Source organism: Pseudomonas asgharzadehiana (assembly GCF_019139815.1).
GTDB classification, from domain to species: Bacteria; Pseudomonadota; Gammaproteobacteria; order Pseudomonadales; family Pseudomonadaceae; genus Aquipseudomonas; species Aquipseudomonas asgharzadehiana.
Genome location: NZ_CP077079.1, coordinates 3,375,587 through 3,398,090, shown reverse-complemented (window position 1 = coordinate 3,398,090; position 22,504 = coordinate 3,375,587). Strand labels below are relative to the sequence as shown.

General features: G+C 61.0%; 15 protein-coding genes. 9 read left to right on the top strand and 6 right to left on the bottom strand.

Translation table 11 applies throughout. The features are described 5' to 3' along the window. Positions 1 to 94 precede the first annotated feature (94 nt). The 5 genes from KSS96_RS15245 (at position 95) to KSS96_RS15225 (ending at position 6,662) form a co-directional block, all read left to right on the top strand. A complete protein-coding gene (locus KSS96_RS15245; protein WP_065879064.1) occupies positions 95 to 3,592 on the top strand; it encodes a response regulator in 3,498 nt (1,165 codons plus the stop codon). Next, on the top strand, positions 3,593 to 4,423 hold the full coding sequence (locus tag KSS96_RS15240; protein ID WP_017528052.1) for a CheR family methyltransferase: 831 nt from the start codon (positions 3,593 to 3,595) through the stop codon (positions 4,421 to 4,423). Continuing rightward, a complete protein-coding gene (locus KSS96_RS15235; RefSeq protein ID WP_017528051.1) occupies positions 4,420 to 5,019 on the top strand; it encodes a chemotaxis protein CheB in 600 nt (199 codons plus the stop codon). Before KSS96_RS15240 ends, KSS96_RS15235 begins: the two co-directional genes overlap by 4 nt. Beyond that, positions 5,013 to 6,206: a hybrid sensor histidine kinase/response regulator gene (locus KSS96_RS15230; protein ID WP_116078774.1), complete on the top strand. Its 1,194-nt coding sequence runs from the start codon at positions 5,013 to 5,015 to the stop codon at positions 6,204 to 6,206. Before KSS96_RS15235 ends, KSS96_RS15230 begins: the two co-directional genes overlap by 7 nt. A gap of 78 nt (positions 6,207 to 6,284) precedes the next feature. Beyond that, a complete protein-coding gene (locus KSS96_RS15225) occupies positions 6,285 to 6,662 on the top strand; it encodes a response regulator (RefSeq protein WP_068931852.1) in 378 nt (125 codons plus the stop codon). 44 nt (positions 6,663 to 6,706) lie between these two features. Here the strand turns inward: KSS96_RS15225 and KSS96_RS15220 are convergent, their stop codons facing one another. The 4 genes from KSS96_RS15220 to KSS96_RS15205 all read right to left on the bottom strand — a co-directional run bounded on the left by KSS96_RS15220 (position 6,707) and on the right by KSS96_RS15205 (position 15,922). Continuing rightward, the gene (locus KSS96_RS15220; protein WP_217855033.1) at positions 6,707 to 11,410 is read right to left on the bottom strand and encodes an Mcf1 protease effector domain-containing protein; all 4,704 of its coding nucleotides are present in this window, start codon (positions 11,408 to 11,410) and stop codon (positions 6,707 to 6,709) included. A gap of 139 nt (positions 11,411 to 11,549) precedes the next feature. Further along, on the bottom strand, positions 11,550 to 13,220 hold the full coding sequence (locus tag KSS96_RS15215; protein WP_065879066.1) for an ATP-binding protein: 1,671 nt from the start codon (positions 13,218 to 13,220) through the stop codon (positions 11,550 to 11,552). Next, positions 13,220 to 14,719 carry an ATPase domain-containing protein gene (locus KSS96_RS15210; RefSeq protein ID WP_026067273.1) on the bottom strand — a complete coding sequence of 500 codons (1,500 nt, stop codon included), beginning with the start codon at positions 14,717 to 14,719 and terminating at the stop codon, positions 13,220 to 13,222. Before KSS96_RS15210 ends, KSS96_RS15215 begins: the two co-directional genes overlap by 1 nt. Before the next feature lie 144 nt (positions 14,720 to 14,863). Next, entirely contained in the window at positions 14,864 to 15,922 is a 1,059-nt protein-coding gene (locus tag KSS96_RS15205) for a tetratricopeptide repeat protein (protein WP_017528045.1), read from the bottom strand. A gap of 269 nt (positions 15,923 to 16,191) precedes the next feature. On the opposite strand from KSS96_RS15205, the gene KSS96_RS15200 reads away from it, so the two are divergent. The 4 genes from KSS96_RS15200 to KSS96_RS15185 are packed head-to-tail and all read left to right on the top strand — an operon-like array spanning position 16,192 to position 20,081. Next, positions 16,192 to 16,959 (top strand): SDR family NAD(P)-dependent oxidoreductase, encoded by a 768-nt coding sequence (locus tag KSS96_RS15200; protein ID WP_217855031.1) that lies wholly within the window; start codon positions 16,192 to 16,194, stop codon positions 16,957 to 16,959. A gap of 12 nt (positions 16,960 to 16,971) precedes the next feature. Beyond that, positions 16,972 to 18,156: an acetyl-CoA C-acyltransferase gene (locus tag KSS96_RS15195; RefSeq protein ID WP_217855029.1), complete on the top strand. Its 1,185-nt coding sequence runs from the start codon at positions 16,972 to 16,974 to the stop codon at positions 18,154 to 18,156. Between the two features lie 12 nt (positions 18,157 to 18,168). Continuing rightward, complete coding sequence (locus tag KSS96_RS15190) at positions 18,169 to 19,296, top strand: acyl-CoA dehydrogenase (RefSeq protein ID WP_135196678.1); 1,128 nt, start codon at positions 18,169 to 18,171, stop codon at positions 19,294 to 19,296. 11 nt (positions 19,297 to 19,307) lie between these two features. Then, a complete protein-coding gene (locus tag KSS96_RS15185) occupies positions 19,308 to 20,081 on the top strand; it encodes an enoyl-CoA hydratase (protein ID WP_017528040.1) in 774 nt (257 codons plus the stop codon). 76 nt (positions 20,082 to 20,157) lie between these two features. Here KSS96_RS15185 and KSS96_RS15180 read toward each other — a convergent pair whose 3' ends face one another. Further along, positions 20,158 to 21,309: an acyl-CoA dehydrogenase family protein gene (locus tag KSS96_RS15180; protein ID WP_017528039.1), complete on the bottom strand. Its 1,152-nt coding sequence runs from the start codon at positions 21,307 to 21,309 to the stop codon at positions 20,158 to 20,160. A 3-nt stretch (positions 21,310 to 21,312) separates the two neighbouring features. Further along, complete coding sequence (locus KSS96_RS15175; protein WP_017528038.1) at positions 21,313 to 22,419, bottom strand: enoyl-CoA hydratase/isomerase family protein; 1,107 nt, start codon at positions 22,417 to 22,419, stop codon at positions 21,313 to 21,315. Positions 22,420 to 22,504: the final 85 nt, after the last annotated feature.

Sequence of the window (22,504 nt, the reverse complement as noted above, 5' to 3'; positions counted from 1 at the left end):
TAGGCATGCTCCGCGAAAAGCATCACAAACGTAGCCCTCCAACCCCAATCTGGGGCAAACTCCCGGTTTTTCCGCACCTGGCCAAGGCATGCCCATGACTCCCGCGTCGACCGTCGATGAAAAGAGCTTTCGTACCCTCCTGAGCCGAAACGTGGCCTTGCCCCTGGGCGTGGGCGTGCTCAGCGCGGTGTTTTTCGTGGTGCTGATCACGTATTTGCTGTCGGTGGTCCAGTGGGTGGAGCACACCGACCGGGTGATCAACAATCTCAATGAAACCTCAAAGCTGACGGTCGACCTGGAAACCGGCATGCGCGGGTACTTGATTACCGGCGACGAACATTTTCTCGACCCGTACGAAGTGGCCAAGCCGCGGATCCTCGCCGACCTGCGCAACCTGCAGGAGCTGGTGGCGGACAACCCGCAGCAGGTTGATCGCCTCAAGCGCCTGGAAGCCTTGCAGCTGGAGTGGAACAAATACGCCCAGTCGATGATTGATATGCAGCGCCAGAGCGGCGACTTTCGCGGCGCCGTGAAGGCGGGGCGCGGCAAGCGCCTGACCGATGAGATCCGCAAGGAATACGACGATGCCGTGGCGATGGAGCAGCAGTTTCGTATCGCCCGCAATACCGAAGTCACCCGTACCACCGTGATCAGCGTGACCTTGTATCTGGTATTCGTGCTCGGCTTGAGTGGTTTTCTGGCGTATGCCGGCCGACGGAACTTGCTCGAATTATCCGAGAGTTACAGCGCAAACATCGCTTCACAACAGAAGATCGCACGGCGCCTGGAACGCCAGGCCTGGCTGCGCAACGGCCAGACCGAACTGGCCGAGCAGGTGCTGGGCCAGCTCAGCCTGAACATGCTTGGGCGCAATATCCTGCAGTTCTTCGCTCAGTACATGGGGTCGGCGGTCGCGGCGCTGTATGTGCGCGAAGAACACGGCGGCCTCAAGCGGGTGGCCACCTATGGTTTCTCCCGCGAGCAGGAACAGCTCGAACAGTCGATCTACAGCGACGAAGGCATTGTCGGGCAAGCCGCGCAGTTGGATCGCCTGATTCGCCTGGACGACGTGCCGGTGGATTATTTCAAGGTCAGCTCGGGCCTGGGCGAAGGCGCGACCCGCAGCGTGCTGGTGGTGCCCACCAGCGATGACGATCGGGTCAATGGCGTGATCGAGCTGGGTTTCCTGCGGCCGCTGGATGAGCGTGATGTTGAACTGCTGGAGCTGATCGCCGGCAATATCGGCACCTCCATTGAAGCCGCACGCTATCGTCAGCGCCTGCAGGAAGTGCTGGCCGAGACCCAGCAGCTCAACGAAGAGTTGCAAGTGCAGCAGGAAGAACTCAAGACCGCCAACGAAGAGCTGGAGGAGCAGTCGCGCATCCTCAAGGAGTCCCAGGCCCACCTGGAAACCCAGCAGGCCGAGCTTGAGCAAACCAACGAGCAATTGGCCGAGCAGACCCAGACCCTGGCCGAGCAGCGCGACGCCATGGACCGCAAGAACGGTGAACTCAACCAGGCCCAGCTCGAATTGCAAGACCGTGCCGAAGAACTGCAGCGCTCGAGCAAGTACAAGTCCGAGTTCCTCGCCAACATGTCCCACGAGCTGCGCACGCCGCTCAACAGCTCGCTGATCCTGGCCAAGTTGCTCGCCGAGAACCCCCAGGAGAACCTCAGCGCCGAACAGGTCAAGTTCGCCGAGTCGATCTATTCGGCCGGCAATGACCTGCTCAACCTGATCAACGACATCCTGGATATTTCCAAGGTGGAGGCCGGCAAGCTCGAAGTGCGCCCGGAAAACTCCAGCGTGACGCGGCTGATCGAGGGCTTGCGCGGGATGTTCGAACCTCTGGCGGCGGATCGCAAACTGGGCTTTGAGGTTGACGTGCAGGCTGATGCGCCCGGCATGCTGTTCACCGATCGCCAGCGTCTGGAGCAGATCCTCAAGAACCTGCTGTCCAACGCGATCAAGTTCACCGAACAGGGCGAGGTCAGCCTGTCGGTGTCGCGCGCGCCGGGGCAGGGCATTGCCTTTACCGTGCGCGATTCGGGCATCGGCATTGCGCCGGACCAGCAGGAGAGCATCTTCGAAGCCTTCCGCCAGGCCGACGGCACCACCAACCGCCGCTATGGCGGCACCGGCCTGGGCTTGTCGATTTCCCGCGACCTGGCCACCTTGCTCGGCGGTTACATCAGCGTGACCAGCGAACCCGGCAAGGGCAGCGTGTTTACCCTGGTATTGCCGGAGCAGTACGTAGAACGCGAGGCCGACGCGCCGCCAATCGAGCAGCCGCGCCAGGTCGTGGTGGCGCCTGCACCGGCCCCGGTCAAGGTGTCGCCATTACCGGTGGCCGATGCGGACCTGATCCCACGCTTTGCCGACGACCGCGACAAGGCCCCGTTCACCAGCCGCTGCATCCTGGTGGTGGAAGACGAACCCAACTTTGCGCGCATCCTGTTCGACCTGGCCCATGAGCTGGGCTACCACTGCCTGGTGGCGCACGGTGCGGACGAGGGCTACAGCCTGGCCGAGGAATACATCCCCGACGCGATCCTGCTGGACATGCGCCTGCCGGACCATTCCGGCTTGACCGTGCTGCAACGTCTGAAGGAACACGCCGAGACCCGTCATATCCCGGTGCACGTGATTTCCGTGGAGGACCGCGTCGAAGCCGCCATGCACATGGGCGCCATCGGTTATGCGGTGAAACCCACCACCCGCGAAGAACTCAAGGACGTGTTCGCGCGCCTGGAAGCCAAGCTGACCCAGAAGGTCAAGCGCGTGCTGCTGGTTGAAGACGATGACCTGCAACGTGACAGCATTGCCCGCCTGATCGGCGACGATGATATCGAGATCACCGCCGTCGGCTTTGCCCAGGAAGCCCTCGACCTGCTGCGCGGCAACGTTTACGACTGCATGATCATCGACCTCAAACTGCCGGACATGCTCGGCAATGAGCTGCTCAAGCGCATGGCCACCGAGGACATCTGCTCATTCCCGCCGGTCATCGTCTACACCGGGCGCAACCTGACCCGCGACGAAGAGGCCGAGCTGCGCAAATATTCGCGCTCGATCATCATCAAGGGCGCACGCTCGCCGGAGCGCCTGCTGGATGAGGTCACACTCTTTCTGCACAAAGTCGAATCCCAGCTGTCCCATGAACGCCAGAAGATGCTCAAGACCGCCCGCAGCCGCGACAAAGTCTTTGAAGGGCGCAAGATCCTGCTGGTGGACGACGATGTGCGCAATATCTTCGCCCTGACCAGCGCCCTGGAGCACAAAGGCGCCGTGGTCGTGATCGGCCGTAATGGCCGCGAAGCCATCGACAAGCTCAATGAAGTCGAAGACATCGACTTGGTGTTGATGGACGTGATGATGCCGGAAATGGACGGTTACGAGGCTACCGCCTTGATCCGCCAGGACCCGCGTTGGAAAAAACTGCCGATTATTGCGGTCACGGCCAAGGCGATGAAGGACGATCAGGAGCGTTGCCTGGCGGCCGGTTCCAACGATTACCTGGCCAAGCCGATTGATCTGGACCGTTTGTTCTCACTCATTCGCGTATGGCTACCGAAGATGGAACGTATTTAAGTGGAGCACTGTTTTTTGGAAAAAAGCAGCGACATCGAGCTGCGTCTGCTGATTGAGGCGATTTACCTCAAGTACAGCTATGACTTTCGCGACTATTCCGGGGCGTCGGTCAAGCGCCGCGTGGCCCATGCCTTGCGCCAGTTCGACTGCGCGACCATCTCGGCATTGCAGGAACGGGTGCTACACGACCCGGCGGCGTTCATGCAGTTGCTGCAGTTTTTGACGATTCCAGTGAGCGAGATGTTTCGCGACCCTTCGCACTTCCTGGCGATCCGCCAGGAAGTGGTGCCGCTGCTCAAGACCTACCCCTCGATCAAGATCTGGATCGCCGGCTGCAGCACGGGCGAGGAGGTCTATTCGATGGCCATCCTGCTGCGTGAAGAAGGGCTGCTGGAGCGCACGATCATCTACGCCACCGACATCAACCCGGCGTCCCTGGACAAAGCCAAGCAGGGCATCTTCTCCCTGGAGAATGTGCGGGCCTACACCGCCAACTATCAGCAAGCGGGCGGGCAACGTTCATTTGCCGACTACTACACAGCGGCTTACGATTACGCGATCTTCGACAAGACGCTGCGCGAAAACGTGACGTTCGCCGACCACAGCCTGGCGACCGACAGCGTGTTTTCAGAAACTCAATTAATTTCGTGCCGCAATGTATTGATTTACTTCAATAAAAAATTGCAAGATCGCGCATTCGGGTTGTTCCATGAGTCGCTGTGCCATCGTGGTTTCCTGGTGTTGGGCAGCAAGGAAACCCTGGATTTCTCTGCCTACGGCAAGCAATTCGAACCCTTGGTCAAGCAGGAACGGATCTACCGAAAATCATGAACGATGCTGTAGCCAGCCCGATTCGCGGGATTGAAGCCATCGTCGTCGGCGCGTCCGCCGGCGGCGTCGAGGCGTTGCTGAGCATTTTTGCCGAGCTGCCCGACGGCTTCGGCCTGCCGATCATTGCCGTGCTGCACCTGCCCGATGAACGCCGCAGCCAACTGGCGGAAGTCTTTGCGCGGCGCCTGCGCATCCCGGTGCAGGAAGCTCGCGACAAAGAGCTGATCGAAGCGGGCCGGTTGTATTTTGCCGGGCCTGGGTACCACCTATCGGTGGAGCAGGACCGTAGCCTGTCGCTGAGCCAGGAAGACCGCGTGCATCATTCCCGGCCGGCCATCGACTATCTGTTTACCTCGGCAGGCGATGCCTATGGCAAAGGCCTGTTGGGAATTTTGCTGACCGGTGCCAACCAGGACGGCGCGCGCGGGCTGGCCCATGTCAAGCAAGCGGGCGGCACCACCATCGTGCAAGACCCAAATGAAGCGCGGATTGCCGTGATGCCCCAGGCCGCCCTGGCCCTGCACACCCCCGACCATATTCTGACCTTGAGCCGCATTGCCGCGTTGCTGGCTTCCCTGGAACCCTCACCATGCTAAGTACTGTCCAGGCCAAACTGCTGATCGTCGACGATCTGCCGGAAAATCTGCTGGCCCTCGAAGCGCTGATCAAGCGCGAGGACCGCCAGGTGTTCAAGGCATTGAGCGCCGACGAGGCCTTGTCCCTGTTGCTGGAACACGAATTCGCCATGGCGATTCTCGACGTGCAGATGCCCGGCATGAACGGTTTTGAGCTGGCCGAACTGATGCGCGGCACCGAAAAGACCAAGAACATCCCGATCGTCTTCGTCAGCGCCGCCGGGCGTGAACTCAATTACGCGTTCAAAGGCTATGAAAGCGGCGCGGTGGACTTTTTGCACAAGCCGCTGGATATCCATGCGGTGAAGAGCAAGGTCAACGTGTTCGTCGACCTGTACCGCCAGAGCAAGGCCATGAAGCAACAGGTCGAAGCCCTGGAGCGCAGCCGTCGTGAGCAGGAGTTGCTGCTCACGCGCCTGCAGGCCACCCAGGCCGAGTTGGAACAGGCCGTGCGCATGCGCGACGACTTTATGTCGATCGTCGCCCATGAGGTGCGTACGCCATTGAACGGGCTGATCCTTGAAACCCAATTGCGCAAGATGCACCTGGCCCGGGATAACGCGGCGGCATTCACCCTGGACAAGATGCACGCCATGGTCGACCGCGATGAGCGCCAGATCAAAAGCCTGATCCGCCTGATCGAAGACATGCTTGACGTGTCGCGCATTCGCACCGGCAAGCTGTCGATCCGCCCGGCGCGCTTCGACCTGGCGCAACTGGTCAGCAACCTGGTAGAAAATTTCGCGCCGCAAGTGGCCGCCGCAGATTCGTCGATGCGGTTGGAGACGCAAGGGCCGGTCGAAGGCAACTGGGATGAGTTCCGTATCGAGCAAGTAATCACCAACCTGCTCACGAATGCGCTGCGCTATGGGGCCAAGAGCCCGGTGGATGTGCGGGTGTACACCGAACACGGTGAAGCGCGGGTGGAAGTGCGCGACCGTGGCATCGGCATCAGCGAAGAAAACCAGAAGCGTATCTTCCAGCAGTTCGAGCGCGTATCCGCCAGCCAGGTGTCGGCGGGGCTGGGCCTGGGGCTGTTTATCTCCGAGCAGATCGTTGCGGCCCATGGCGGCACCATCGAGGTCGAGAGCCGGATAGGCGAGGGCGCCCTGTTTCGGGTGTGCCTGCCCCTGGATTCGTCGGCATGAAATCAATCGTCACCTTGACGCAACCTCTGCGTGACCCCATGGTCGTACGTGCAGCAACTGACCGGACAAAGGCTTCCCATGAGTGAAGATGCGCAAGATGTCGTACTGATCGTCGAAGACGACGAATCCATTATGTTTGTGCTGGATGAATACCTGGCGGGCCTGGGGTATCGGGTCTTGAAGGCGGTAAACGGTAAGGAAGCCTTTGAGATTCTGGCGACCAAGCCGCACCTGGACCTGATGGTGACGGATTACCGCCTGCCGGGCGGTATCTCCGGCGTGCAGATCGCCGAGCCGGCGCTTAAAGTGCGGCCGGAACTGAAGGTCATCTTCATCAGCGGTTACCCGCAGGAAATTCTCGACTGTAACAGCCCGATCACGCGCAACGCGCCGATCCTGGCCAAGCCGTTTGACCTGGATACGCTGCAAGAACATATCCAGCGGTTGCTTGCCTGAGAATGGGGGCGCCTGAGCATCCAGGCGCCGTTTGGCTCAGAGGGTCAAGGCCGTAACGCGCGCGCATTGGCATTGAGCGTGCTGGCGGGTGTGTAGGCAAATTCCCATCCGACTTTTCCATTAAAGCCGTTCAAAAAGCGCTGAAGACCTTCGCCGTTGCCGAGCTTGTAGACGGTCACTCCACCGCTGATCTGCCCGGTATTCCCACTGCTGATCATGGCCAGGTCCAAGTCCGGGCTGTTGGTGTTGAACAGGAACAGCTCGTTGTGATGGGTCTTCTGAATGTAGACGGTGTGGGCAAATTCCCCGCCCTCATACGCGTGCCTGAAGTTCAAGAGCCCTGACTCCGTGATCTGCGCCGGATTGAAGGTGGTTTTCAGGCTGTCCGGCTTGATGCCCATCAACTCAAGATAGCCTGCGGAGTAATTGGAACCGCCTGTGCGGTTGGTGGCCGCTTTCACCGTCTCCAATACGCTGGGCGAGAGGGTCTTTTCAGCTTGCCCTATGCGTATCGACGCTTCGTAGCAGATCAGGCCCTGATTGTCCGGATGCGCGTGCAACGTCTCCCAATGGTGCTTCAATTCAGCGTTCGAGAGGCTGCGTGGCCCTTGGGAAGGCGTGATGGGCGTGTCGTAGAGGGCTTTGAGGTCTGGCGTGAATACGCTGTTTTTTTGTTGCCACGCATCATCATGATCAAAGACCTTGAATTCGAGTTTATTGCGCTCAGCGCTGTGGGTTTTATAGCCCTTGGCCAGCTTCTTGTCGTTGAACACCTTATCAAGCCCGCCTCGCATGGCTTCGGCGCTTGGAAACGTGGCAAGGCCATGGTTGGGGTCGTAAAAGTAGTAAGTCTTGTCGGCGCCGTTTATTTTTACGCCTGCCGCCATTGCATGGCCTGGCGAGTCAATCATGACCGATTTCGAGGCGTGCGCCTGCGCCAGTTCCTTGATCATGTCTTGATAGGCGACCTGCCGAATGGGCTGCCCTGCGTGGAACGCAGCCTGGGACCCCACCTGAGTTTGAAGCCTGTTTAATTTGTCGATGAAATCCCTGGACGCCGGGTCCCTGGGAAAGGCTGCGGCGGTGTACATGTTCTTGATCAGTACGTCTTGCTTTCCCTCCGCCATCGCGCTGGCCATGGCGCGTGCGAGCGCTGCACATTGCCCTTCGGCCAGTTGTGCGGTCTGAGTGAGGTAAATAACCTGCGGCATGGCCGTTACCTCACCGAATCTCGGTTCGATGCGATCGATAAACCGGGCGGAGCCACTTCGCCCGGGCTCGTAGGCGATGTCATCATATTTTCGCACCAACATCCCGACTTGCTCCGTCGTGAGGTCCTTGTTGCCGGCCAGGGTCATAACCTGCGCAATCGTCATGTTATTGCGTGCTCCGCTGATCGTTTGCGGATCGCCATACCGATAACCCTGCTCGAAGGCTTCCTTATCGGGCCCATTTCGGTGAGTCGCGACAGTTTTTTTCCAGTCGCCGACAACACGCTCATCCAGCGGCTTGCGCGCCGTGGCTGCCGTTGCCCAATTGCCCAGCCCCTGCGTATCAATATGGGCCGAGGGCAGGAAATCCTGTAAGGGCGTCCCGTAGGGTTGTCCATTGGCGGGGTTGTAGGCGTACCACTTGCCGTGCCGCATAACCGCCGGCGCCTCGACAATTTGATGGTTGATTCGGTAGGTGCCAAAGGAAGATGAATCGTAGCGTTTGCTTGCCGATATCAGGTCATAGCCGTTTGACGTATGAGCCAGCCCGCGTAATTGCCGCAGTTCACCAGCGCTGGATGACCACACTTTTTTACCGCCGGCAATCAGGCCGCGCCCGATATCGGTGACACCGTCCAGCGGGTTAAGCGTGCCCAGCGCCGCGCGCCCGATAATCTTTGTACCGTGAGCGACTTTACTTGCAGCGGACGCACCGGCATGCAGCGCTTTGGCGCCTTTAGCCGCCGCGCCCAACGCCAGGGCAAAGCCGAAGGCATCGAATACCAGATCAATCACGCCGTCACGCACGTTACCTGCCCGAAAATTCTGAATAGCGGACCGTAAGGGGATCAGGTTGAGCAGAAATTCGCGGGCTTTTTGGTAGAACGGAACCTCGGTGTCGAACGTCGTCACGCCCTTGGCCTCATCCGCCAGTTCACGGATGCCGATATGTTTTACCAGGGTGTCGGCAATGTACCGGGTTCTCTCGCTTGCAAAGCTGTTGGGCGTGCCGCTCTGGCGTTTTGCATCGGTAACGCTTGCCGAATAAGTGCCGGAAGGTGTGATTGCCTTGAGCATCGGGCTCTTATGGGTGTGACCATCGCTGTACAGTTGCGGCCCCAGCGGATAATCCTTTAGCTCAGCACGTTGGCGAATCGTATTGTCGTTCAGATTTATTTCATACACGGTAGTGTCACCGCCGAGCACCGCTTTAATCAGTAATGCACCGGGTACTTTCGTTTCGTTCAGCGTTTGACTGAAACCCGTGTGGGAGACGCGGAACTCTTGGAGCGTAGTGATCTGTGCGCACTCGATCTTTTTTCTGTCTTCGAGCGCAAGGGTCGCAATAAGGTGCTTGACTTGCGTGCCAATCGCCTTTTCAGCGGAGGAACAGTACTGGGGAAGCTCGCTTGCGAAGCGTGCATTGATGTCAGCCAGTTGGTCAGCCTTACCGGAGATAGTCCGGAAGTCGAATTGATTACCTGCTGACCAATGGGAGGCTGGAGGCGTGCTGATAGTGCCGTGCAGGTAAAGATCCAGCACCGAATAAGGCCCCGGAAAATCACGTTGTTCCGGGACGGATGTGATGCATTTTTTCTCGAATGGTATCCGGTCGCCGTAAACCCGCTTGAGCTCATCAAGCGCCATTTTCTTGCGTTCAGGCATGGGGGTGGAGAGGGCGCTTGAGGCTTCGCTCAGCTGTGCAATCTGGTCATTGAACGCCCGAGTGACGCGACTCATCTGGTCGGCGCTGTAGTCATCCGAGGTGTTCAGTTGCAGAACCCCATTGGCTACCCCCCAATCTTTAAGCGCAGCCCACTGGGCCTGCTGTTCCACCTCTTGCTCCTGCTCCGTGACGGGGGCCAGGTCGGCCCGCTTCATGACGTCGGCATAGCTCATGTGCGCGGTTGCGCCCGGCGCCTGATGCTCAAGGCGTGCCACGGCGACACTGAAGCTGACCCAACTGTGGGAACCGCATGTCACGTTGTCGGGGATGTTCTGGACCAAAAACGCCGGTGCGCGGCGTGAGAACAACAAGTGGGCCGCAATCGGCGCCATCTCCACACTGGCACGTCCCTTGGCAACCAGGTGACTGGTCAGCCCGGCGACTACGGCTGAAGGGTGCCGGCCCCAATGCGCATAGTTGGCCAGGTCAAAACCGGCGACGCCGGTTCTGACGGGGCTCGACGTGTTGCCCGCTTCGGATTCTTCGTCCAGGGTCGCGCCGAGGGCGCCCAGGGTCCAGTCGTTGATGCTATCGGGCGTCGATACCCCCTCATATCTCTGCTGCAGCGCCACGCCCAGCGCCTGGGCCTTGGGCGTCGCCAGAAGGGTTTGAATGAACTGCGTCGGGTTACTCAGCTCGGAGGTTGAATAAATTTCGTTGCGCGTCAGATAGCCCAGCAAACCTTGGCTCGATTGGTAATTCTGCAAACCACTGATGCCCAGCGTGTTTTGCCTGAGGCTACGCCTCATGCTGGACCTGTCAGCATCACTCAGCGGAATCGGCCAGGCCAATGCGCCGCCGAAGTTACCGTGAGACGCCCCTGCAAGTGGCGGGGTATCCAGTGCCTCGCCCACATTTATCAACTCGTCGATGCTGTCGGGCAGCTTCCAGCCTTTATCGCTGAGGTATTTTTCGAGGCTGACCGTAAGGGCGTCATCCAAGCCTTTGTTGAGCGAGTCGCCATGCAGCCTGAACGTCGTGCGGGCTAATTCATCGCGAATGAACGACGGCAACCGCTCGGAGGCTGGCCGCCGCCTTGGAGTTGCCGGGGCGTCAGCGAGCTTTTGCGCCTCAATGATGATAGGAATCAACTTAAAGGCCGCCGTCCTTTGGTTGTGTAGCTCCGCCAGTTTGGCCTGTTCGTCGCGCAGTACCTGTTCGGATCGCTCAGGCGCCAATCGTGCCGGACCGAAGGCTTTTGACTGCTCAAGCTCTGCGGCGCGAATGCCCAGCGCCTCACGGGTTTGCCCGGTGATGGCCTCACCATAAAAATCGGCGACTTCGCGGTAGTCGGCGGTGGTTCTGTTGACCGGGGAGTAAATATAGTCGGACCTGGAAGTGAGCGCGCTTGCGGCCTGCATGATCGGCGCCATCATCGACGTCCACAAATAGCCTTGCGCGAAGCCCGAAAACGTCTTTGGCTTACCGTCGACGACGGCAACGATGTAATTGCTCGCGGGGCTGATCTCGATAGGTTTCGAACGATCAATGCCGTTGCGGCTTGCCCACACAACAAAGTGCGGGCTCGCCATCAAATTGTTCAGGTGTGACCACCATTGGCCGAACGAGGAGGCGGGAGGGATGTTCTCTATATAACGAAGCTCGCCGGTCCTGGCCGCAAGGCGCTGTGTTTGCGCCACACGCAATGCCAGCTCACTGTCGGCTATGTCGCGCGCACTCTGCGCGGCGGTTTCAGGCACATGCCGGGGAGCCTCTTGGGGCGTCACCGCGCGTGGACGGCGCGCGGCGCTGTCGGCCGGTGTATTCGAGGGAATCTGAAGCGTTGGATGAACGAGGCGCGAAGCGATCATGGCTGGATGGGTTCCTAGGTGGATTCAGTTTCACCCCAGCGGCATATACGACGCTGCGATGGCAACTGTGTACCCTGGCCCCCTGAAGCGATTCCTTCCTTGCAGGAACGATTCGTTGCGCGATATTGCCTCGCTTGCCTTATGTCTTAATCATTTCCCTCACCTTCGCCGTTAACAGGTCGAAGGTGAACGGCTTGGTGATCAACTGCATCCCAGGGTCGAGAAAACCTCCACGCACCGCCGCATGTTCGGCGTACCCGGTGATGAACAGCACCTTGAGTTCCGGCCGCAGCTGGCGGCCGATTTCCGCCATCTGCCGGCCGTTCATGCCGGGCAAACCGACGTCGCTGATCAGCAAGTCGATACGCTGCTCGGATTCAATGATCGGCAGCGCCGTGTCGGCATCTCCGGCAACCACATAGCCGTAACCCAACTCCTTGAGCACGGCGCAGACCAGTACGCGCACCGCCGGGTCGTCCTCGACGAGCAGCACGGTTTCCCCGGCATTGGCAAAAGGCAGCAACGCCGGGTCGACCAACGGGACAGCGTGCATTTCGCCGATAAAACGCGGCAGGAACAGGCTGACAGTGGTGCCTTTGCCCACCTCGCTGTGAATGGTGACGTGGCCGTGGGACTGGCGGGCGAACCCGTAGATCATTGACAACCCCAGGCCAGTGCCCTGGCCGATGGGTTTGGTGGTAAAGAAGGGGTCGAACACCCGGCCGATAACGCTTTCGGGTATACCGCAGCCGTTGTCGCTGATGCTCAGCTCGACGTAGTCACCCGGGGTGAGGGTGCCGTAGGCGGCGGTAAAGACGTTGTCCAGGTGGCGATTGGTGGTCTCCACCCGCAGGTTGCCACCATTGGGCATGGCATCGCGGGCATTGAGCACCAGGTTGAGCAGGGCGCTTTCCAGTTGGTTGGGGTCGGCTTCAGCGGTCCACAATTGCTCGGTGAAGCGCATCTCCAGATGGATGCTTTCATTGATGCTGCGTTGCAGCAGTTCGCCCATGGAACTGACCAACTGGTTGATATTGACCGGCTTGGAATCCAGCGATTGGCGGCGGGAAAACGCCAGCAGGCGGTGAGTCAGGCCGGCGGCACGGTTGGCGGACGTGACGCCCAGGTCGATCAGGCTATCGAGATCGTCGAGTTTGCCGCGTGCCACGCGCCTTCGCAGCAGCTCCAGGCTGCCGATAATCCCGGTGAGCATATTGTTGAAGTCGTGGGCAATGCCGCCGGTGAGTTGGCCCACGGCCTCCATTTTCTGCGATTGACGCAGGGCTTCCTCGTTGTTGCGCAATTGCGCGGTGCGTTCCTCGACTTGCTGCTCAAGGGTTTCCAGGGTGCGTTGCAGGCGCAGTTCGCTCTCGCCCAGGTCGATCAGGCGGTCGCGGGCTTCATATTGGCGGCGCCGACCGCGCAGCGCCGTGCTGACCAGGCTGATCAGCGTGACGGGATGGAAGGGCCGCTCCAGGAATGTCACGTTGCCCAGCAGGCCGCTGAGGTGCGACGAGCCGTTCTGCTCGCCGCCACCGTGATGGGTCATCAGCACGATGGGCATGTCCGACCATGGCGGCTGTTGATGCAGGTACTCCAGCAGCGGCTCCAGATCGACGCCACGCAAGGCTTCGGCGGCGATGATCAGCAGGCCGGCGCCCTGTTCCAGGGCCTCGCACAACATTGGCAGGTGCGTGGCGACGATGCCGCTGTAACCCGCCTCGTTGAGCATTTGCAGGGCCAGTGCGCTGTCGCGACCCAATGGCGCCAGGATGATTGCGCGTTCGGACACACCGGGTAGAGTCGGCACTATCCCTCTTCCTTGAGCAGAGGGGAGCCGGCCCCCATGTAGGTGGGGATGCCGCGCAGTACGCCCTGGAAGTTGTCCAAGGGCTCGCCGACGGTCAAGCCTCGGCTGCTGATGCGGTATTCGCGAATCGTCGATTCGTGGGAGCCGGTGCGTTTCTTGATGATCGAAATGGCGCGACGCACCTTGCCCAATGCCTCGAAGTAACGCAGCAGAATCACGGTGTCGGCCAAATAAGTGATGTCGACCGGTGTTTGCATGTCGCCGACCAGCCCGTGCTGGGCGACAGTCATGAAGGTGGCCGCGCCGCGACGGTTGAGGTACAGCAGCAACTCGTGCATATGCAGGATCAATGCGTTCTCTTCCGGCATTGCCGCCTGGTAGCCGTTGATGCTGTCGATCACCACGGTCTTGATCCCGCGCTCGTCGACGCAACGGCGCACCCGGTGGGAGAACTCGCCGGGAGACAGCTCGGCGGCGTCCACTTGTTCAATCAAAAGGTTGCCGGTGGCCTGCAGGGCGGCGAGGTCGATGCCCATGTTTTTCATGCGCTCGAACAACAACCCCAGCTCTTCATCAAAGATGAACAGCGCGGCTTTTTCCCCGCGTGCCACGGCGGCAGCGGCGAAGATCATCGAGATCAGCGATTTACCGGTACCGGCCGGGCCCAGGATCAGGCTGCTGGAGCCGGTCTCGACGCCACCGCCCATCAGCGCATCCATTTCCAGAATGCCGCTGCTCAGGGTCTGCCGCACGTAGCCACCACGGTGTTCCGCCGCCACCAGGCGCGGGAACACGTGGATGCCGTCTTGCATGATCGTGAAATCATGAAAGCCGCCACGGTATTTCTGGCCGCGGTACTTCACGATCCGCACGCGACGGCGCTCGGCACCGTAGCTGGGCGTCAGTTCTTCCAGGCGAATCACCCCGTGGGCCACGCTGTGTACGGTTTTATCCAGGGATTCGGTGGTCAGGTCATCCAGCAGCAGTACGGTGGCGTCGTAACGCACGAAGTAATGTTTGATCGCCAGGATCTGCCGGCGATAGCGCAATGAGCTTTGCGCCAACAGGCGGATTTCCGAAAGGCTGTCGATCACCACGCGGGCGGGCTTGACCCGCTCCACCACTTCGAAGATCTGCCGGGTGGCTTCGCCCAGTTCAAGGTCCGAGGAATACAGCAGGCTTTGCTGGTGCTCGGCGTTGAGCAGGCTTTCGGGTGGGGTCAGTTCAAAAATGTGGATGTTGTCATCCAGGTCCCACCCGTGGGATTTGGCGCCCTGGCGCAGCTCGCGCTCAGTCTCCGAGAGGGTGATATACAAAGATCGCTCGCCGTTTTTCGCTCCGGCCTGGAGGAAATGCAGCGCCACGGTGGTCTTGCCAGTGCCAGGTTCGCCTTCGAGCAGGAACAGGTGGCTACGTGAGAGCCCCCCGGAAAGAATGTCATCAAGACCTTCGATGCCGGTGGCCGCCTTTTCACTGAACAGCGCTTTGGATGTAGACAAGAAGTGCCCTCGATTCAGGTACAAGTAGAGGGGCATGCCCGTCACGACATGCCATGTTCACTTGACCATGGCACTTTGCAGCCGTTCCACAATTGCTGCAATTTGTCGCTGTAAGAGGCCGCTGTACAACCCGTTTTGGCGGGTCTACAGGCCTTGTTGCAGCGCCGGATCATCGGGGTTCTGCTGTTCCAGTTGAGCCAGTAACACCTGCACATTCTGCAATTGGCCGCTCTCTTTCCAGTAGTTGACCAGCAACACCCGCGCCTTGCGGTTGGCGGGGTGGCGCTGCACGATCTCCTCCAGCTGGCGCTGCGCGGCTTCCAGTTCCTGTTGGTCGTGCAGGGTGGTGGCCAGGTCGTAGCGGTAATCCTGATGGTCCGGCTCCAGTTCCACCGCCTTGGACAGGCCGAGCAACGCATAAGGCCGCTCGCCATGGTGCAGCAGCCACATACCCAGGGCGTGTTGCAGGTACGCCGACTCGGGGTGTGCCGCCAATTGGCGCGCTAATAGTTGCCGCGACTCTTCGGTCTTGCCTTGTTTATCCAGCAACTCGATTTGCGCCACCACGGCCTGGAGGTTGTCCGGCTCCAGGCGCATCGCTTGCTCCAGGGCATTTTGTGCATCGGGCAGCAGCGCGCTGTGGATGTAAAGGCGCGCCAGTTGAATCCAGCCATCGGCGGTTTCGGGCTGGGCCTTGAGGTATTTCACGAATTCATCCAGCACTTGCTGCAACGGCCCGAAATACAGGCCCAGGGTGTCCGGCGACAAGCCGAGCAGGGCATTGGCGGCAGCAAAGCGCACGCTTTGCTCCGGGTCATCGAGCAGCGGGCCGAGCAACAGCGTGCGCTGCCCGCTGGGCACCAGGCCCACAATGCTGTGGATCGCCGCTTCGCGCACCCGTGGCGAGTCGCTGGCCAGGTCTTTGTCCGCCAGCTTCAAGGCTTGGGGGCTGGGGTAGTTGGGCAACTCGGCGTGCAATGCGGCACGACGCTCTTCAGACAGGTCCGGCCGCCCCAATTGCTGATACAGCACACGGGCGGCCCCCGGCTCGCCGTTACGGGCCTGTTTCAGGGCCTTGGAGTAACCATGGGCAATGGCAGGCGCCACCGCCACCGGGGTGGAACGGGACAAATACCAGGTGATCAGCACAATAAAGAATAGGGCGCACAGGCCAACGATGGCGTAACGGCGTGACTTTGACATGCAGGCGTCCAAAAGCTCGAACAGCGAGGGAAAAGTCGTCAGCTTCTGTCAGACCAAGGCAGGTGTCAAACCCGCATCAACGGAGTACGTACGCCACCGGATCAAGGACCGGTGCCCCCAGGACGTTGAGCCGGCGGGGTCTATGCTCCAGGAGCATTGGCCAAAACAGTCAGCCATGTTGAAGGCTTTGACCATTGCTGCTCAACGGCGCTGAAGCGACTATTCGGCCCATACGCTCGTTACCCGGTCCATCGTTCAAGGAAACAATGATGCAGATTGAAAACAAGGTTTTTCTGGTCAGCGGCGGCGCTTCGGGCCTCGGCGCAGCCACCGCTGAAATGCTGGTAGCCGCCGGTGCCAAGGTAATGCTGGTGGACCTGAACGCCGACGCAGTGGCGGCCAAGGCCAGGCAGTTGGGCGATAACGCCCGCAGCGCGGTAGCCGATATCAGCCAGGAGGCCGCTTGCGAAGCCGCCGTGCAGGCCGCTGTTGCGGCCTTTGGTGGCCTGCACGGGCTGGTCAACTGCGCGGGTGTGGTGCGCGGCGAAAAAATCCTCGGCAAGAACGGCCCCCATGGGCTGGCGAGTTTTGCCCAGGTGATCAACGTCAACCTGATCGGCAGCTTCAACCTGCTGCGCCTGGCGGCGGCGGCTATCGCCGAAACCGAGGCGAATGCCGATGGCGAACGCGGGGTGATCATCAACACCGCCTCCGTGGCGGCGTTCGACGGCCAGATCGGGCAGGCGGCGTACGCCGCGTCCAAAGGCGCGATTGCCAGCCTCACATTGCCGGCGGCCCGGGAACTCGCGCGCGTGGGTATTCGGGTGATGACCATTGCGCCCGGCATCTTCGAAACGCCGATGATGGCCGGCATGACCGAGCAAGTGCGCGACTCCCTGGCCGCCGGCGTGCCATTCCCGCCACGCCTGGGCAAACCGGCTGAATACGCCGCGCTGGTGCGGCACATTATTGAAAACAGCATGCTCAATGGCGAGGTGATCCGTCTCGACGGCGCCTTGCGCATGGCGGCCAAGTAAGGAGCGGTACTCATGAGTGATCCCATTGTTATTGTCAGTGCAGTGCGCACGCCCATGGGCGGCTTTCAGGGCGACCTCAAAGGCCTGACCGCGCCGCAGTTGGGTTCTGCCGCGATTCGTGCGGCGGTCGAGCGCGCCGGTATCGCCCCGGATGCCGTGGATGAGGTGCTGTTCGGCTGCGTGCTGCCCGCCGGCCTGGGCCAGGCGCCCGCACGCCAAGCGGCGTTGGGCGCGGGCCTGGGCAAGTCGACCCGTTGCACCACCCTCAACAAAATGTGCGGCTCGGGCATGGAGGCGGCGATCCTGGCCCATGATTCGCTGCTGGCCGGCAGCGTCGAGGTAGTGATTGCCGGCGGCATGGAGAGCATGTCCAACGCGCCGTATCTGCTGGACCGCGCCCGCAGCGGTTACCGCATGGGCCATGGCCGCGTGCTGGACCATATGTTCCTCGACGGCCTGGAAGACGCCTACGACAAAGGCCGCCTGATGGGCACCTTCGCCGAAGACTGCGCCCTGCATAACGGTTTCAGCCGCGAGGCCCAGGACGCATTTGCCATCGCCTCCCTGACCCGTGCCCAGGATGCGATCACCCATGGCAACTTCGCCGCCGAGATCGTCCCGGTACAGGTCACCGTGGGCAAGGAGCAGAAAACCATCCTCCACGACGAACAGCCCCCCAAGGCCAAGTTGGACAAGATCAGCAGCCTGAAACCGGCTTTCCGCGAAGGCGGCACGGTGACGGCGGCCAATTCCAGCTCGATTTCCGACGGTGCGGCCGCGTTGCTGCTGATGCGTGAGTCCGAAGCGTTCAAGCGTGGGCTCAAACCATTGGCGGTGATCCGCGGCCATGCGGCGTTCGCCGACGAGCCGGGGCTGTTTCCGGTGGCGCCAGTGGGGGCGATCCGCACGCTGATGAGTAAGACCGGCTGGGACTTGGCCGAGGTCGACCTGTTCGAGATCAACGAAGCTTTCGCCGTGGTCAGCCTGGTGACCATGAGCAAACTGGATATCCCCCACGCCAAGGTCAATGTCCACGGTGGCGCCTGCGCGCTGGGGCATCCGATCGGGGCCTCCGGTGCGCGCATCCTCGTGACCCTGCTCTCGGCCCTGCGCCAGAAAGGCCTCACACGAGGTGTTGCCGCCATCTGCATCGGCGGTGGCGAAGCCACGGCCATGGCCGTCGAATGCCTGTATTAAGGACTCTGCACCATGCTGCCCAATGACGAACAACTGCAAATCAGCGACGCGGCCCGGCAATTTGCCCAGGAGCGCCTGAAACCCTTCGCCGCCGACTGGGACCGTGAACACCGCTTTCCCAGGGAAGCCATCGGCGAGATGGCCGAACTGGGCTTTTTCGGCATGCTGGTGCCGGAACAGTGGGGCGGTTGCGACACCGGTTACCTGGCCTACGCCATGGCCCTGGAAGAAATCGCCGCCGGTGACGGCGCCTGCTCGACCATCATGAGCGTGCACAACTCGGTAGGGTGCGTGCCGATCCTGACGTTCGGCAACGAGCAACAGAAAGCGCAATTTCTTACGCCCCTGGCCAGCGGCGCCACGCTCGGTGCTTTCGCGCTGACCGAACCCCAGGCCGGCTCCGACGCCAGCAGCCTGAAGACCCGTGCGCGCCTTAACGGCGACCACTATGTGCTCAACGGCTGCAAGCAGTTCATCACCTCCGGGCAAAACGCGGGCGTTGTGATTGTGTTCGCGGTCACCGACCCGGCTGCTGGCAAGCGTGGCATCAGCGCGTTTATCGTGCCCACCGATTCGCCGGGCTACAGCGTGGCGCGGGTTGAAGACAAACTTGGCCAGCATGCGTCGGACACCTGCCAGATCCTGTTTGAGGACGTGAAAGTGCCGGTGGCCAACCGCTTGGGTGAGGAGGGCGAAGGCTACAAAATCGCCCTGGCCAACCTTGAAGGCGGTCGCGTCGGCATCGCCTCGCAGGCCGTGGGCATGGCCCGCGCCGCGTTTGAGGCGGCGCGTGATTACGCCCGTGAACGCGAGAGCTTCGGCAAGGCGCTGGTCGAACACCAGGCCGTGGCGTTTCGCCTGGCCGACATGGCGACGCAAATCGCCGTGGCCCGGCAAATGGTGCACTACGCCGCGGCCCTGCGTGACAGCGGCAAGCCGGCCCTGGTGGAAGCATCGATGGCCAAGCTGTTTGCCTCTGAAATGGCCGAAAAAGTCTGTTCGGCCGCCTTGCAAACCCTGGGCGGTTACGGTTACCTGAGCGACTTCCCCCTGGAGCGGATCTACCGCGATGTGCGGGTCTGCCAGATTTACGAAGGCACCAGCGATATTCAACGCATGGTCATCTCACGCAATCTTTAAGGAGCCGATACATGAGTTACGAAACGATTTTGCTCGACGTCCAGGGCCGTGTCGGGCTGATTACCCTCAATCGCCCCCAAGCCCTCAATGCGCTCAACGCGCAATTGGTCAGCGAGCTGAACCAGGCGCTGGACGGCCTGGAAGCCGACCCGCAAATCGGTTGCATCGTACTGACCGGCTCGAAAAAAGCCTTCGCCGCCGGCGCCGATATCAAGGAAATGGCCGAGCTGACCTACCCGCAGATCTACCTGGACGATCTGTTCAGTGACAGCGACCGCGTGGCCAACCGCCGCAAGCCGATCATTGCCGCCGTGAATGGTTTTGCCCTGGGCGGCGGCTGTGAGCTGGCGCTGATGTGCGACTTTATCCTGGCCGGTGATGGCGCCAAGTTCGGTCAGCCGGAGATCAACCTCGGCGTGCTGCCGGGCATGGGTGGCACTCAGCGCCTGACCCGGGCGGTGGGCAAGGCCAAGGCCATGGAAATGTGCCTGACCGGGCGCTTTATCGACGCCGTGGAGGCCGAACGCTGTGGGATTGTCGCGCGTATCGTGCCGGCCGATGAGCTGTTGGACGAGGCGCTGAAAGTCGCCACGCTGATTGCCGGCAAATCGGTGCCGATCAGCATGATGGTCAAGGAAAGTGTGAACCGTGCGTTTGAAGTGAGCCTGTCCGAAGGCGTGCGGTTTGAGCGCCGGGTGTTCCATGCGGCGTTTGCGACGCTGGATCAGAAGGAAGGCATGGCGGCATTCGTGGCCAAACGGGCGCCGGAGTTCAAGGACAAGTAACACGCTCCCAAGAACGCCGCTGACCCTAGGTGGGACGGGGTTGCTCCCTCCCACCTAGGTTTTTGTGGTGTCTCACTCAGAGCTGGTAGTTCTTCAGCTCTCTGGCAATCACCAGGCGTTGAATCTCGCTGGTCCCTTCGTAAATCTGCGTGATCCGCGCATCCCGGTAGTAGCGCTCCACCGGGTAGTCCTCCAGGTAGCCATACCCGCCATGAATCTGCATGGCTTGGGAGCAGACCTTCTCAGCCATCTCCGAGGCGAACAGCTTGGCCTGGGACGCTTCCGACAGGCATGGCTTGCCGGCACTGCGCAGGCGCGCGGCGTGCAGGATCAACAAACGTGCCGCGTTCAGGCGGGTTTGCATGTCGGCCAGCAGGTTGGCCACGCTCTGATGTTCAATGATCGCCTTGTCGAACTGCACGCGGTCGCGGGCATAGGCCAGCGCCGCTTCAAATGCGGCGCGGGCGATCCCCAGGGCTTGGGCGGCAATGCCGATGCGGCCACCTTCAAGGTTGGACAGCGCAATCGCCAGGCCCTTGCCGCGTTCGCCCAGCAGGTTGGCCTCGGGCACGGTGCACTGGTTGAGCGTGACGGCGCAGGTGTCGGAGGCGCGAATGCCCATCTTGTGTTCGGTGCGGTCCACCACAAACCCTGGGGTCTGGGTGGGGACGAGGAACGCCGAAATACCTTTCTTGCCCAATTGCGGGTCGGTGACGGCAAACACAATGGCCAGCTTCGCGCGTTTGCCGTTGCTGACAAATTGTTTGGCACCATTGATCACCCACTGGCCATCGCGCAGTTCTGCACGGGTGCGCAGGTTATGCGCTTCGGACCCGGCCTGGGGTTCGGTGAGGCAAAAGCAGCCGATCGCCTGGCCGCTGGCAAGCTCGGCCAGCCAGGTTTGCTTCTGCTCAGCTGTGCCGTAGTTGAGGATTGGCCCGCAACCCACTGAATTATGGATACTCATCAGTGCGCCAGTGGCGCCATCACCGGCGGAAATTTCCTCCACCGCCAGGGCGTAGGCCACGTAATCGACGTAGGTGCCGCCCCATTCTTCAGGCACCACCATGCCTAGCAGGCCGAGCTCGCCCATCTTCGCCACCAGGGCGTCGTCGATCCAGCCGGCTTTTTCCCAGGCTTGGGCGTGAGGGGCGATTTCACCACGGGCGAAGTCGCGCGCCATGTCGCGAATCATTACTTGTTCTTCTGTGTATTCAATATCTTGCATGACTTATCTCGCAACCTGCTCGAAGTGTTGGAAGAAGCTTTCTACATGGGCGACAGCCAACCCGTGCAGGGTGGGCGGGTTCCAGCGAGGGGTCTTGTCCTTGTCGATGATCAGGGCGCGCACGCCTTCGATCAGGTCGCCGCGCTCGAACCATTGGCGGTCCAGGTGCAGCTCCAGGGCAAAACACTGCTCCAACGGCAGGCGCCGGCCACGGCGCAGCATTTGCAGGGTCACGGCCATCGCCAGCGGCGAGCGGGTCTGCATCAGGTGGGCGGTGCTGAGCGCCCACTCATGGCTGTCGGCGACGGTCACGGCCTGCAATTGCTCGACGATGCTCGGGATGTCCGGCTGGGCGAAAAAGTGGTCGATCGCCGGGCGCAGCGCAGCCAGCGGCGCATCGGGCAGTTGTTGCACGGCCAGCTTGGCCAACAGGCCTTGCAGGTCTTTTAGCGCAGCGTCGTGCTGCCATTTCAGCTCATTGAGCTTCTGGTCCAGCTCAGCCAGCCTGGCGCTGTCCAGGTACCAGTCCGCGAGGCCGCAATACAACGCGTCGGCGGCGCGTATTTGCACGCCGGTGACGCCAAGGTAAATCCCCAGTTCACCCGGAATGCGCGGCAGAAAGTAACTACCGCCCACATCGGGAAAGTAACCGATGGCCACTTCCGGCATGGCCAGGCGGCTGCGTTCGGTCACCACGCGCAAATCCGCGCCTTGCACCAGGCCCATGCCTCCGCCCAGCACAAACCCGTCCATCAGGGCCAGGACCGGTTTGCGGTAATGATGGATGGCCAGGTCGAGGGCGTATTCCTCGACGAAGAAGTCTTCGTGCAAGGTGTCGCCGTTTTTGAAACTGTCGTAGAGGGAGCGGATGTCGCCGCCGGCGCAGAAGGCCTTTTCGCCAGCCCCGCGCAGGACCACGGCATAGACGCTGGGGTCATCGGCCCAGGCCTGCAGTTGTTGGGTGAGGCGGCGGACCATGTTCAGGGTAATGGCGTTCAAGCCGGCCGGGCGATTGAGGGTGAGGTGACCGATATGGTTACGAACGTCGGCCAGTACCTCTTCCTGGGGTAACTCGGCACGGCTTGCTTCGGATGGAACCTGAGCAGTCATCTATAACTCCCTGCTTTTATTGTTCTTTATCAAGATGTTCGCGAGCGAACCTTCTCGTGATCGTACCAGTGCAAATTTGCCCCGT